Here is a 13,764-nt window from a genome sequence, read left to right as displayed (position 1 = left end):
GTGATAATGAATCGATTCGGCGCGTTCGCCGAAAGAACTGGGCTGACCTAGGGGAGGGTCAGGATATCCGCGCCGTCGGCGGTTACCACGAGGGTGTGCTCAAACTGGGCGGTGCGCTTGCGGTCGCGGGTGACGACGGTCCAGTCGTCATCCCACAGATCCCACTGGATGGTGCCGAGGGTCAGCATCGGCTCAATCGTGAAGATCATGCCCTCGCGAATCTCGGTGTCGTAGGCGGGTGCCGCATCGTAGTGAGGGATGATGAGGCCCGAGTGGAACTCACGACCCACGCCGTGACCGGTGTAGTCGCGGACCACGCCGTAACCGAAGCGGGCGGCGTACTTCTCGATGACGCGGCCGATGACGTTCACCTGGCGGCCGGGCTTCACAGCCTTAATGGCGCGGTTGAGGGCCTCCTCGGTGCGTTCGACCAGCAGACGGGACTCCTCGTCCACGTTGCCGATGAGCAGGGTCTTGTTGGTATCGCCGTGCATGCCGTCCAGGTATGCGGTCACGTCCAGGTTGAGGATATCGCCGTCCTCCAGCACCGTGGTGTCCGGAATACCGTGGCAGATGACCTCGTTCAGGGAGGTGCACACGGACTTCGGGTAGCCGCGGTAGTCAACGGTCGAGGGGTAGGCGCCGTGATCGCAGATGTACTCGTGGACCAGCACGTCAATCTCGTCGGTGGTGGTGCCGGGCACGCAGATCTTGGATGCTTCAACGATGGCGCCGGCGGCAATCTTGCCGGCGGCGCGGACCCGCTCAACTTCCTCGGGGGTGTACATGTTCGAGTCGTTACCCTCGTTGGCGGTGGGCTTACCCACGTACTCGGGGCGAACGATGTGCGAGGGGACCGGGCGCATCGGGCTGACGCGTCCGGGGGTCAGGCAACCGACGGGTGCGTGACCGGGTTCGGCGGGTAGGTTGTGCGAAGTATTCTTTTTGGTTGAAGACATAGCTTCATCTTACCGGGCTTAGGGGGTATCTGTCCGGTGCGGGGACGCGGAAAATCGGGCGAACCGAAACCCGTACCTTTTTCCCAGATTGTGAATAAAATTTCACGGCTGCCGGCGCCGGGACAGGGAGCTAGGGAGAGGCCGTGGACGCGCGGTGCGTGGGGCCGCCCCTGCCTCGTTGCTACACGTGTACGCGTGTGAGATGCTAGACATACTGAATCAATACCGTCGAAGGAGCACCATGAGCAAGAACCACCTGGGCGAAGCCATCGAATCGGCAGTCGAAAAGACCCTGAACGCCGCCACCGAAGCTACCAGCCCTCAGGGCGAAGAGTACTGGTACAACCTTGCCACCGGTGAGGTTGAGCGTGGCCAGCAGAGCGCCGTCACCTCCCTGTGGGGCCCCTTCAAGACCTACGAGGAGGCGGCACACGCCATGGACCGCGCCCGCGAACGCAACGAGGCGTGGGACAAGGACGGCGGCCTGCTCTAAAGCCCAGCCGAACGTTCTGCGTGCGTGCCTCTAACAGAGCCCTCTAACAGAGGCAGAAAACAGATACAGAAAGACCCCCGAACCCGGAATACCGGATGCGGGGGTCTTCGCTTTGTCTCAAGCTATCTTCTCAAGCTAAAGCCTACTCAAAGGTGTGCTCAGCCGCCGGGAACTCGCCCGAACGAACCTGCTCGCGGTAGGCGCGGGCGGCGTCCTCCATGACCTTGCCGACTTGCGCGAACTGCTTCACAAAACGAGGCACGCGGCCGGAACGCAGACCCATCATGTCCTGCCAGACCAGCACCTGACCGGTCGTCACGTTCGAAGCACCGATGCCGATGGTCGGCACCGCGCCCACGGCCTCATCCACACGGCGCGCAACCTCCGCGGTCACCATCTCCATGAGCACGCAGAACGCGCCGGCCTCAGCCAGGGCAACGGCATCCGCAAGGACGCGCTCGGCGGCCTCACCGCGACCCTGCACGCGGAAGCCGCCCAGGGCATGCTCCGATTGCGGGGTGAAACCGACGTGAGCCACCACCGGAATACCGGTACGCACCAGGGCGCGAACCCACTCGGTCATCGAGGCATCGGCCTCAATCTTGATCGCGTGCGCGCCACCCTCCTTCATGAGGCGAACCGCGCTCGCAACCGCCTGCTGCGGCGACTGCTCGTAGGAACCGAACGGCAGGTCGGCGACCACCATGGCGCGGGAGGCACCGCGAGAAACCGCCGCGACCAGCGGAATCATCTCATCCAGGGTGATGGTCAGGGTCGACTCGTAACCGAGCACCACATTCGCCGCAGAATCGCCCACCAGCAGCATGTCGATACCGGCGCGGTCAAAGACCTGCGCGGTCAGAGCGTCATAGCAGGTCAGCATGGAGAACTTCTGCCCGGTCGCTTTAGCCTGCGCCAGGTGAACGGTACGCACCTTCTTGACGGTATCCAGGTCAAAAGGCTTCGACGCGTTAGCAGAAGCGGGCGCGGGAGCAGCCGCGGAGGTAGCGGCAGGCTGCGCCGCGTAGGGCGAAGAGATCTCGGAAGAACGCTCAGTAGTCATGCTGACTATTCTAACTCTGCACGGCTCCAACCCGGCGCACCGCTCACCGTACAGGAACCACGCCTAGTTCCAGATGAGGTTGATGTAGTAGGTCGGGAACGACGCATTCGTGTTCTTGCGCAGAAGCTCCGGAACGGCGAGGGCGGCCTCCTCGAACTCGCGCGGCAAATCGCGCTGAAGGAGTGCCTGCTGCACCATGGCATCCCAGTAGACCTGCATGACCGAGTAGTTGCAGACTTCCTGCACCACGTCCGCGGCGTACGATTCCCATGCCTTTAATGCTTCATCCTCCGGACCGAAGAATCCCTCGTAGCCCTGAGAGAGGCCCTTATCGCAGGCGCTCACCGCGTTCTTCGAGTAATGCAACCAGTAGCTGCGGCTCAGCTCATCCGAGCTATTGAACGTAAACGCCTCATAGTCTGCCTTCAGCAGGGCGTAGGACGCCTGGATGGAACCGGCAAGCGGGGCGTGCGAGGAGAAGACAATAACGTCCAGAAGGGCGGCGATGTACTCCATCTGCGCCTTCTCGTGGGCCATACCGGAGGGTTGCGCAGCCTGCGCGTAAATCTGCACGAGGGCGTCCACGGAATTCACGAAGCGCTGAACATCATTGGTTGCCTTCACTATCAGATTCAGCAGACGCTGAACACGCTGGTAGTCTTCGGCTACCTGCGAGAACAGGCCGTAGGGCAGCACGCCTCGCTCCGAGGCCACCGCCGCCAGCACCTGGGCAGTCAAGCGCTGGCTCTCGGCCTCAGCCTTCGCCACGCTCAGCAGTAGAGCACCGCAATAGGCCAAGGCACGGCGATCCACGAGCTGAGGCTGCTGCTGATGCAGAGGCAGAAGACGCTCGTGAATCTGCCGGAAAATCGCGCTCTGCGCCAGAGCTTTCTTGCCCAGCTCCTCAGCCTTCAGGCGCACGGTATTCGCCGAGAAATCGCGCGGGGTAAAACGGCGGGCGTCCTCGGCGGTAAACGGCGAATAGGGGCGACCCATCAGCGGTTGCAACAGCGACATCGTGGTAAACAGCGAAAAACGAGCCGACACCGGGTACAGCGAATCCGGGTAGCTCGGAGCATCCACCGCGTTCACTCGCTCCGTGCACAGCGTCAGCCAGGTCTGCTCCACCGACTTCGGCGAATAGGCAGGGGTGCCGACGCCCAGGATGCTCTCGCCAAAGGCTTCCGAGGGAATATTGCCGGGGTTCATCTGGCGCAGCTGCATCTGAGCCAGCGCCAGCTCCACCGTGTAGTTCGTGCGGCGCTTCTTGCCAGCCTCGTCAAGATTCTGGAAAGGACGCACCGCCGCAATCTTCTGGGCGCGCGCCTGGGTATGCAGCTCCTTGTTCATCGCGAATTGCTGCGGGTTGCGCTGAATCATCTTCGACACCGCGTAGGCGCTTTTCCCGTTCAGCTTCTCACGGCGCTGAGCACCCTCGGCCGAGAGCGCGTCGTACTTGCCGCGCGTCGCCTGCACGTAGCAGGAGCGAATCAGCTGAAGGGGCAGGAAGAAGAACGCGAACTTCCACGACCAGGTGAAGAGAACAATCGGAATCACCGCAATCGATCCCACCCGGCCCGTGTAACCGAGCCAATAGAGCTCCACGGCCGCACCAATTAGTGCAAACAGCGCCACGGTACGAGTCTTAAACGCAATGCGGGAGGGCCGATCCAGCAGGTAGGTCGTGCCGCCAGACTTGTTGTTCCTCATGACCAGCGGGCCAAACGCGGCAACCACCATGAGGCAGGCAAGGTAGATGACGAAGAAAACAATCGGTGCCGCGACCAGCAGCAGCCACTCTAAACCGGTGGGATCGGCACCCACGATGCCGGCCGCCAGCGGAATCTGCGCGGCTGAAGAGAGAGGAAGGGAATGTAGCATACGTCCATTATGGCAAGGGGAACGTGGGGGGGGGGCACCGCGCGGACGGTCATTTGCCGGTATTTCGGACGAGCCTCGAAGGGGAAAACCGGAAGAGACGGGCCGAGCGGGGGAGGGGAGCGCACGAGGCACCTGGCCTTGACTGGAGAGCCCCGCTACGAGAATTTACACAAACGAAACCTCGCGCCCGCCCCTTACGCCGCCGAACCCGATAGGCTAGAGAGACAAGGAACAGACGCCCGGTGCTCGCGCCCCGCAAGGAAGCACCCCGACGCACCGGCACCCCAAGCGAGAGGCCACCCATGGACCGCCAACAGGAATTCGTACTGCGCACCATCGAAGAACGCGACATCCGCTTTATCCGCCTCTGGTTCACCGACGTGGTCGGAACCCTCAAGTCCGTCGCGCTCGCACCCGCCGAGGTTGAAAGCGCCTTCGACGAGGGCCTGGGCTTTGACGGCTCCTCCATCGAGGGTTTCTCCCGCGTCTACGAATCCGACATGCTCCTGCAGCCCGACCCCTCCACCTTCCAGATTCTGCCCTGGCGTGGTGAGGAAGACATCACCTCCCGCATGTTCTGCGACGTGCTCACCCCCGACGGCGAGATCAGCGCCTCCGACACCCGCGGCGTGCTCAAGCGCGTGCTCAACAAGGCCGCCGAGATGGGCTTCACCTGCTACACCTCGCCCGAAATCGAGTTCTACCTGCTGGAGTCCTCCAAACTCGGCGCCGACGGCTTCCCCGTGCCCGTGGACCACGAATCCTACTTCGACCACACCCCCGGCGGCATCGTGCAGGAATTCCGCCGCAAGGCCGTGACCATGCTCGAAGAGGTCGGCATCTCCGTGGAATTCAGCCACCACGAAACCGGCCCCGGCCAGAACGAAATCGACCTGCGCCACGCCGACGCCCTGCAGACCGCGGACAACGTCATGACCTTCCGCACCGTCATCAAGGAGGTCGCCTACTCGCAGGGCATGTACGCCACCTTCATGCCCAAGCCCTTCACCAAGTACGCCGGCAGCGGCATGCACACCCACTTCTCCCTCTTCGAGGGCGACACCAACGCCTTCTTCGAGGCCGGCGCCGAGTACCAGCTCTCCAAGACCGCGCGCCACTTTATCGCGGGCATCCTCAAGCACGCCCCCGAATTCACCTCGGTGACCAACCAGTTCATCAACTCCTACAAGCGCCTCTGGGGCGGTGGCGAGGCACCCTCCTACGTCTCCTGGGGCCATAACAACCGTTCCGCCCTCGTGCGCGTGCCCCTGTACAAGCCGAACAAGATGCAGTCCGCCCGCATCGAGTACCGCGGTCTCGATTCGGCCTCCAACCCCTACCTGGCCTACGCCGTGATCCTGGCTGCCGGTCTGAAGGGTATCGAAAACGAGTACCCGCTTATGCCCGCCGTGACCGAAGACCTCGCCGCCATGACCAACGCCGAGCGTCGCGCGATGGGCTACAACCCGCTGCCCGCATCCCTGCGCGAGGCCATTAACATCACCGAGGAATCCGAATTCATGGCGGAGGTCCTGGGCGAGCAGGTCTTCGACCACTTCCTGCGCAACAAGCGTGCCGACTGGGATCTGTACCAGGCACAGGTGACCCCCTACGAGCTCAAGTACAACCTCGGAATCCTCTAAATTGAACGACCGCTGACGGAACAGGGCGGTACCCGCTACCGGTGACATACCGGCGGGTACCGCCCATAGGCCTATCGGCCGCACCTATCAGCTTCACTTTTCACTACCGATTTTTACCGCCGAATCTTTACTCCCCACTCAAGGTTTTCTACCCACGGATTTCTACCCACAGTTCTCACGCTATGACTGACAGCTCACACTACCCGCCCACCGGGCTGATTCGCATCGTCGACCCGGCCAAGGAACCCAAACCCATCAGCGATATCGCCCCCGAGGTACTCGACGAAGCCCAGCGCGCCGAAGCCGAACGCAAGGCCCAGCTGCGCCTGCGCACCCGCATGATTGCCGCGGGCTTCCACGACCCCTCCAAGGCCGAACGCTGGCTCAACGCCCCCGAACTGGCCTCGGTTTCGCAGGATGCGCTCCTGAGCGGCCTGCGCCTCTCGCCCTCCCCGGACACCGCGCTACCGGCCCTCGTGCGCCTCATCGAGAAGCATCCGGCGGTGGCCGAGCGCGCCAACCGCGGTGAGGAAGAATTCGGCATGTACCGCATACTCGGCGCCTCCCAGGCGGTGGGGGATTTCCTCTACCGCCGTCCCGAGCTGATCGACCCGCTCTTCGACACGCAGGTGTACCCGGCCGAGAGCGCCCTGATTCGCTCCCAGCATCCGGCCTCGATTCTGCCGGAGACCGACGGGGAGTTCCTAACCCCCATCGCGCCGCTGGACACCCCCTACCGCCGCGATATCCTCACTGCCCTGGGCGCCGACCCGCACGCGGAGCGTCCGCGCGCGGCCGCCGAACAGACCGGCAAGGACGGCTACGTGACCCTGCGCGTGGCCTACCGGGCCGCCCTGGCGCGCATCGCCATGATTGACGTGTGCTGCGAAGACCCGGTAGAGATGATGCCGACCATCGGCCGCCACCTCGCCGATTCGGCCGCCGCCGCGCTGGAGGGTGCGCTCGCCATCGCGCGCACCGAGGTGGCGGAGGGGCTGGGCCCGGGCCTGGCGGCTCCTCGCCGCGGTGAGGCCGTGGACGCCCTGGACCTGGCGATTATCGGCATGGGCAAGTGCGGCGCCCGCGAGCTGAACTACATCTCCGACGTCGACGTGGTGTACGTGGTTGCGCCCGTGGAACCCGCCGCCGCTGGCACCGCACCCAGCGCCGGGGTAGACGAGGAGTCCGCCCCACTCAAGCTCACCGAGAACGAATGTTCCACCATCGGCACGGAACTCGTGCACGCCCTCACCCGCGCCATCATGGGCCCCGCGCCCGAGCCCGCCCTCTGGGAGGTCGACGCGAACCTGCGACCCGAGGGCAAGGACGGCCCGCTCGTGCGTACCGTCGAATCCTACGTGCAGTACTACAAGCGCTGGGCCGAAAACTGGGAGTTCCAGGCGCTTCTCAAGGCGCGTCCCATCGCCGGTTCGGCGCAGCTGGGTGCCCGCTACGCCCGTGCGATTGACCCCTTCGTCTGGGAGTCTGCCGCCCGTGAATCCTTCGTGGAATCCGTGCAGGCCATGCGAGCCCGCGTGACCGACAATATCCCCTCGCACCAGGTGGACCGCCAGATTAAGCTGGGCCCGGGCGGCCTGCGCGATATCGAGTTCACCGTGCAGCTGCTGCAGCTCGTGCACGGCCGCACCGACCCCGCGGTGCGCACCAAGTCCACGGTGGACTCTCTCGCAGCGCTGACGGCGGTCAGCTACATCAGCCGCACCGACGCCGAGGCGTTCAGCCGCGATTACAAGAAGCTGCGCGTGCTGGAGCACCGCATCCAGCTGCAGCAGCTGCGCCGCACCCACCTGATGCCCGATAAGGAAGCCGAACAGCGCGCTCTTGCCCGCTCGATTCTCTCTCCGGAACGCAACGGCACGCTCTCTGCCGAGCAGATGCTCAAGGCGTGGCAGAAAATTAAACGAAACGTCCGTTCTCTGCACGAACGGATCTTCTTCCGCCCGCTACTCGCCGCCGTCTCCACGCTCAGCCGTGACGAGGTGGTCCTCAGCGAGCAGGCGGCACAGGACCGTCTGGCCGCCCTCGGTTACCGCGATCCGCGCGGGGCCATGCGCCACATCAAGGCCCTCACCACGGGGCTTTCCCGCAGCGCAGATATTCAGCGGCATCTCATGCCCGTGCTGCTGGGCTGGTTCGCCCGCGGTGTGGATGCGGACGCCGGCCTGCTCGGCTTCCGCATCGTCTCCGAGTCGCTCGGTAGCACCAGCTGGTACCTGCGTATGCTCCGCGACTCGCCGGCCGCCGCTGAGCGCCTGAGTCAGCTGCTCTCCAGCTCGCGCCTCATGACCGACCTGCTGGAGGATGCCTCCGCCTCCATCGCCTGGCTGGACAAGGTCGACGACCTCAAAGCGCTGGGGGAGGAGGCCCTTGAATCCGAGATTTCCTCGCTGCTGGCGCGCCACGAGGACGCCGTCGAGGCGATGCGCGCCGTGCGCTACCTGCGCCGCCGCGAAACCCTGCGTACGGCCATGGGCTGGACGCTGGGCATCGTCGACATCGAGGACACCTGCGCCGGCCTGGCCGCTATTGACGAGTGCACGATTGACGCGGCGCTGCGGATTGCTCTGCGCGAGCTCCAGAGCACCGCGGAAGAATCCGAAGCCGGGGAGACGGCGGGGGAGCAACTACTCACTCGCATCGCCATCATCGGCATGGGTCGCCTGGGCGGGGCCGAGAACGGCTTCGGGTCCGACGCGGACGTCATGTTCGTACACGAACCTCTCGAAGGGGTCGACGAGGACGCCGCGCAGGAACAGGCCGCGCGCATCGTGAACCGCACCCTCGCCCTGCTCAAGCAGCCCGTCAAGCCCCCGATTCGCGCCGAACGCCCCCTCGAAGTGGACGCCGACCTGCGCCCCGAAGGCAAGCAGGGTGCCATCGTGCGATCGTTGGACTCCTACCGCTCCTACTACGAGCGTTGGGCCGAAACCTGGGAGTTCCAGGCGCTCACCCGCGCCCGCCCCATCGGCGGCGACCCACAGCTCGGCGAGGCCTTCGTGGAGCTCATCGACCCGTACCGCTACCCGGCAACCTTCACGCCCGAGCAGGTGCAGCAGATTCGCCGCATGAAGGCGCGCGTGGAGAACGAACGCATGCCTCACGGCGCCGACCGCACCCGTCAGCTCAAGCTGGGCCGCGGCGGCCTGTCGGACGTTGAGTGGCTCGTGCAGCTACTGCAGCTGCGGCACGCGCACGCGGTGCCGGGCCTGCGCACCACCTCCACGCTGAAAGCGTTGGATGCGGCGGTCGAGGCGGGCCTGGTCACCGCCGAGGACGCCGAGGTGCTCAGCGGCGCATGGTTGCTCGCCACGAAGATTCGCGGCGGCAACGTGCTACGCGGCGTGCGCCAATCCGACACCCTGCCCTCGGGTCGCGCCGACCTTGAGGCCATCGCGCGCTGGTGCGGATACCCCGCCGGCAGCGCCCGCGCCCTCGAGGAGGACTACCTGCGCCAGACCCGCAACGCCCGCAAGGTCTACGAGCGGCTCTTCTTTGACGAAGCCTAGAAAGGAACGAGTCCTAGAAAAACCAGCCTGATATTTTCGTTGCTGCGGTTTTCATAGGGGAGGGGCTGGGAATCAAAATTGGTTCCTCGCCCCTTTTACGCGCCCCGCAGAAGTCTTTCGAGGTGACAGAATTTTCCGCGAGTGTTCCGCATCGAGTGTTGGTGAGGGCAGAACTGCTCCGGCCTCGAAATGCATAAATGTGACTGGCACCATGAAAATAAATTTTGTTGACCCCCGTCGAAAATGAGTCAAAATGCCCTGTTTTAGCCCGGAATTTCGCGGAACTCGGGGTGTTGTGCGAAGGATTTGGCAAACACTCAAAAACCCCGTATAGTATTTACCTGTCAGCACGACGGAGCGAAAAACTCCTCGGAATGATTCAAATTGAATACGCTGATATGCGGTTGTAGCTCAGTTGGTAGAGCACCACCTTGCCAAGGTGGATGTCGCGAGTTCAAGTCTCGTCAACCGCTCGTAAGGACTCCAAGAGTTCGAACGCGTTCCCCTCGGGGAGCGTATGCGGTGAGGTGGTCGAGTGGTTAGGCAGCGGCCTGCAAAGCCGTGTACGCGGGTTCGAATCCCGTCCTCACCTCGCAACAAAACAACTGTTTTGTGAGCGCGATTGGCGCAGCGGTAGCGCGCTTCCCTGACACGGAAGAGGTCACTGGTTCGATCCCAGTATCGCGCACAGATGAAGCCCTGATTCTTCGGAATCAGGGCTTTTGTGTTTAATCTTTTGGTTTTAAGGAGGGATGGTGCTCCTCAGCTGACTTGTGTTTGTTCTGGAGGCGGTGCTCCGTATATTTCCTCCGCGCCGTCGCAGGGAACCCGCCCTCGCTTCGCTTCGGGCACCCTGAGGGCGCTTCCGGAAAATACGCTCGCCCCGCTCCGTGTCCCCGATGTCACGACGGAGGACACCATCCCTCCCGCTCCCTGCGTAAAACACTCAGCCCTGGTCTAGTAAGCGCGGGGCTTGTGTGCGCGATACCGGCATAACGAACTGGAGGGGGAGGGGGCTGTCGCCCTTTCAGTCTTTTGCTGGCTTCGCCGGGTCTGTTTCGTGAGGCTCGCACCGCTCAGCGTTCTCGATGTCGCGGCGGAGGCTACCATCCCTCCGCCCCGTAGGAAAAACACTCGACCCCGGTTCAGTAAGGGCAGGGCTTGTGCACGCGATACCGACATAACGAACTTAAGGGGGAGGGGCTGTCGCCTTTCTCAGTCTTCTGCTGGCTCTGCCGGGTCTACATTTGTAGGGCGTGCATCTTACACACTTCCTCCGCGCCGTCGCAGGGAACCCGCCCTCGCTTCGCTTCGGGCACCCTGAGTGCGCTTCCGGAAGGTGTAAGTCTGCCGCCGAATCTCTTCAATAGCTCACCGATACGACCAAAAGCTTTGCGCACCGCCCCTACCTCCGATACCCTAATGGAGGAAATCTACACTCACAGATACACCGCCGTATCACAAAGGAACACCCGTGAAATCCTTCCTCAAAGGGCTCAGCATCTTCTTCGCCGTATGCTTCGTCTTCTCCCTCTGGTACGTCGTCATCGGCGCCTTTATCATCGTGCTCATCCTGGGCATCATCCTAACCATTCGCAAAAACCGGTACTTCGCATCCCCCGAATTCCAGATGCACCGGCAACGCACCGCCACGCTCGCCAGTGAATACAACGAAATCGCCAGCTACGTGCACGACATCTACACTCGCGGAATCTACGAACTCGGCACCTCCACCAACGGCATGTACGGTCACCTCGCCACCGTCGAGGCTCAGCAACCTAAAACCTGGCAGACGCTGCTGCGGAAGAAAACTGACGAACGTCCCCCGCATGTCTATAAATCCTCTGAACAGGTCGTTCTCGAAGCCGAACGGGACCCCATCGGCAGCCTCACCAAGTACTTCCACATCGAAGCCGATCTGCAAACCCTCAAAGACGTGCAGCGCCTCTCCGACGATATCGCACGCCTCGAAACGGCCGTCGACAACGTGCGACGCCGTGAAGAGGACATACTTGCACACATCAACCCGCCCCAGTTCATCATCAAACAGTACGCCGACGAGTTCTGGAAAAAACTCAATGTCTACCAGGTGGGGCTGAGCGTGCCGTACCCCGTCTACCGCTTCGAATACACCTCAGCAGATCGCAAAGAAAACCGTACCGTCACCGTCACCCTCGACACTCCGACCCTTGACGCGCTTTCCGAAACCCTCGAACGCAAAATACGCTGGGCATGGCCTGAAGGCGGCGAACGCACCCTCATGACCGCGCAGCTGCGTCAACGCATCAAGGCGCGCGATAACTACACCTGCCAAAACCCCGGATGCGGCAACTCCATCATGCGTGAACGAATCCTCGTCCTGGAGGTCGTCCACAAGGTCCCGCTGTCTAACGGCGGTACTAATGAGCCCGAGAACCTGCAGACCCTCTGCTGGCGTTGCGTGCGCGGGCGGAACCTGCGGCTCGCATAAAGCCGCACCTTCCGGGTGCGGCGGGTTCCCCTGCAGGAGCGCAGGAGAAGCGCAGGAAGGGAGCGGTGCGAGGCGGCCAAGAGCTCCCATACCGTGCTTAAGCCAGGGATTTATGTTAAGGCTGAGGTTAAGGGTATTCTTTTGAACGGCGCCGAGTTTCTTTCCAAAGCAAGCAATTCGAGGCTTGCCTGGATTCAAATAAAGTCGCGCCGCAAACACATCACCCCACCTGAATAAAGGGCATACCATGTCTACTTCCCTGACCCGCCGCAAGCTCGTCGCTGGCGCAGCCTGGGCGGCACCGGTCGTCGCAGCCTCGGCAACCATCCCCTCCTACGCGGCATCCGTCGCCGCCACCAACGACTGCATCCTGGCGGCAAACCCGGCGTACAGCATCTCCGGTACCGACGAGGGCGCCAAGACCGTGCAGAGCTTCGCCGTTCCCAATAATGTTTACAAGCTCCGCTTCGAACTGGTCGGCGGCGCAGGCGGCACCAACAACCGCATGACCCCCGCCGGATCCGGCGCGAAGGTCAGCGGCATCATCCCCGTCACCCCCGGCTCCACCGTGCAGATCATCGCCGCGGCAGGCGGTATCGGTGACGGCTCCCTCACCCCCACCGCCGGTGGTGAAGGATACGGCAACGGCGGCTCCGTGCCCGCCTACACCATCCCCGCCAACGTCACCGCGCAGGTCGACGCCAAGTACGCTGACCCGGCAAACTCCAAGAGCCAGGTCTACGCCGCATCCGGTGGCGGCTCCTCCGCGCTGCTCATCGACGGCACCGTGGTTGCTGTCGCCGGCGGCGGTGGCGGCGCGGGCATGACCAGCTCCGGCGTGTCCTACGCGGACCCCTGGTACTCCAACCTCGACGGCCAGATCGACGCCGGCGTGGCGGCCCTCGGCTCGGATGCATCCCCGCAGTTCGGTGCGGCGGGTAGCGCCTCCGCAGCGGCGGGCTCCAACGGTACCCCCGGCTACGAAATCTACAGGGCTGAACGCTCCAAGGTGCTGACCTACAACTCCGGTTCCGGCGGCGCAGCGGGCGTAGGCGGTGCAGGCGGCGCGGCGGGTACCCTGCCGGTCAGCGGCCCCGTCATCGGTTTCGAGAGCACCAACAACCAGGTTCTGTTCAGCCAGTTTGTTGCCGGCAACGCGGGCACGAGCGGCTTCGCAGGCAACGGCGGCGACGGCGCGGGCGCGTACTCCTACCAGCTCGACGAGAACCCCGCCAGCGTGCACGAGAAGGGCACCTACGAGGACCGCAACTGGGACCTGGACGTCTACAACGACGAAGGTGCGTACGCACAGAACTTCAACGGCTACCAGTCCGTGGTGTCCGGCGGCGGCGGCGCAGGCTACGGCGGCGGCGGTTCCGGCGCGGCCCAGTCCGTCTCCTCGATTGTGCTGACCCAGAAGTGGCTGAACAGCCCGACCGGTGTGCGTCAGGGCCTCGGCTACACGATGCAGGGCGGCGCCGGTGGCGCGGGCGGCTCGTACATTGCACCGTCGGTGAGCGAGGGTGCGATTGTTTCGGCTGAGAACGCGCCGCAGTGGATGCGCGAGCGCGGTAACGGTTCGGTGACGGTAACTTTCTGCGAGGCGGCTGCCTAAACGCTTCTCCCCGCTGAGGCGCTTGAGGGCGGTGCGCCGAGTATTTCCTCAAGCGGCTTGGAATGCTTGAGGGGCGGTGTTCCTCCTCGTTCCTACAGGGAACCCGCCCCCGC

General features: G+C 63.5%; 8 protein-coding genes and 3 tRNA genes. 8 read left to right on the top strand and 3 right to left on the bottom strand.

The genetic code is table 11. From position 1 onward, the window contains the following. Positions 1-47 precede the first annotated feature (47 nt). Positions 48-959, bottom strand: coding sequence for a type I methionyl aminopeptidase (map, locus tag HMPREF2874_RS04365; RefSeq protein WP_049332674.1), 912 nt, complete (start codon positions 957-959; stop codon positions 48-50). A 241-nt stretch (positions 960-1,200) separates the two neighbouring features. On the opposite strand from map, the gene HMPREF2874_RS04360 reads away from it, so the two are divergent. After that, positions 1,201-1,452, top strand: coding sequence for a hypothetical protein (locus HMPREF2874_RS04360; protein ID WP_083309839.1), 252 nt, complete (start codon positions 1,201-1,203; stop codon positions 1,450-1,452). A gap of 142 nt (positions 1,453-1,594) precedes the next feature. Here HMPREF2874_RS04360 and panB read toward each other — a convergent pair whose 3' ends face one another. Together panB and HMPREF2874_RS04350 are read right to left on the bottom strand one after the other, a co-directional pair. Further along, a complete protein-coding gene (gene panB / locus HMPREF2874_RS04355) occupies positions 1,595-2,515 on the bottom strand; it encodes a 3-methyl-2-oxobutanoate hydroxymethyltransferase (protein ID WP_070649066.1) in 921 nt (306 codons plus the stop codon). 63 nt (positions 2,516-2,578) lie between these two features. Next, positions 2,579-4,396 carry a geranylgeranyl pyrophosphate synthase gene (locus HMPREF2874_RS04350; protein WP_070649065.1) on the bottom strand — a complete coding sequence of 606 codons (1,818 nt, stop codon included), beginning with the start codon at positions 4,394-4,396 and terminating at the stop codon, positions 2,579-2,581. Positions 4,397-4,698: 302 nt separating this feature from the next. Here HMPREF2874_RS04350 and glnA point away from each other — a divergent pair, with 302 nt between their 5' ends. From glnA to HMPREF2874_RS04315, 7 genes are all read left to right on the top strand, one after another. Then, complete coding sequence (gene glnA / locus HMPREF2874_RS04345) at positions 4,699-6,039, top strand: type I glutamate--ammonia ligase (protein ID WP_070649064.1); 1,341 nt, start codon at positions 4,699-4,701, stop codon at positions 6,037-6,039. Between the two features lie 182 nt (positions 6,040-6,221). Further along, positions 6,222-9,566 carry a bifunctional [glutamine synthetase] adenylyltransferase/[glutamine synthetase]-adenylyl-L-tyrosine phosphorylase gene (locus tag HMPREF2874_RS04340; protein WP_210397971.1) on the top strand — a complete coding sequence of 1,115 codons (3,345 nt, stop codon included), beginning with the start codon at positions 6,222-6,224 and terminating at the stop codon, positions 9,564-9,566. A 400-nt stretch (positions 9,567-9,966) separates the two neighbouring features. Further along, positions 9,967-10,039: transfer RNA gene (locus HMPREF2874_RS04335), tRNA-Gly, on the top strand. A 48-nt stretch (positions 10,040-10,087) separates the two neighbouring features. Next, positions 10,088-10,158: transfer RNA gene (locus HMPREF2874_RS04330), tRNA-Cys, on the top strand. A 24-nt stretch (positions 10,159-10,182) separates the two neighbouring features. Then, positions 10,183-10,254 (top strand) — tRNA-Val (locus HMPREF2874_RS04325). Between the two features lie 786 nt (positions 10,255-11,040). Further along, complete coding sequence (locus tag HMPREF2874_RS04320; protein WP_070649063.1) at positions 11,041-12,036, top strand: HNH endonuclease; 996 nt, start codon at positions 11,041-11,043, stop codon at positions 12,034-12,036. Positions 12,037-12,283: 247 nt separating this feature from the next. Then, positions 12,284-13,651 carry a hypothetical protein gene (locus HMPREF2874_RS04315; protein WP_070649062.1) on the top strand — a complete coding sequence of 456 codons (1,368 nt, stop codon included), beginning with the start codon at positions 12,284-12,286 and terminating at the stop codon, positions 13,649-13,651. Positions 13,652-13,764 lie beyond the last annotated feature (113 nt).

Origin of the sequence: Rothia sp. HMSC068F09 (assembly GCF_001812775.1) — a bacterium.
GTDB lineage: Bacteria > Actinomycetota > Actinomycetes > Actinomycetales > Micrococcaceae > Rothia > Rothia mucilaginosa_A.
The sequence above is the reverse complement of the archived record's forward strand: the minus strand, read 5'-3'. Positions and strand labels throughout refer to the sequence as shown.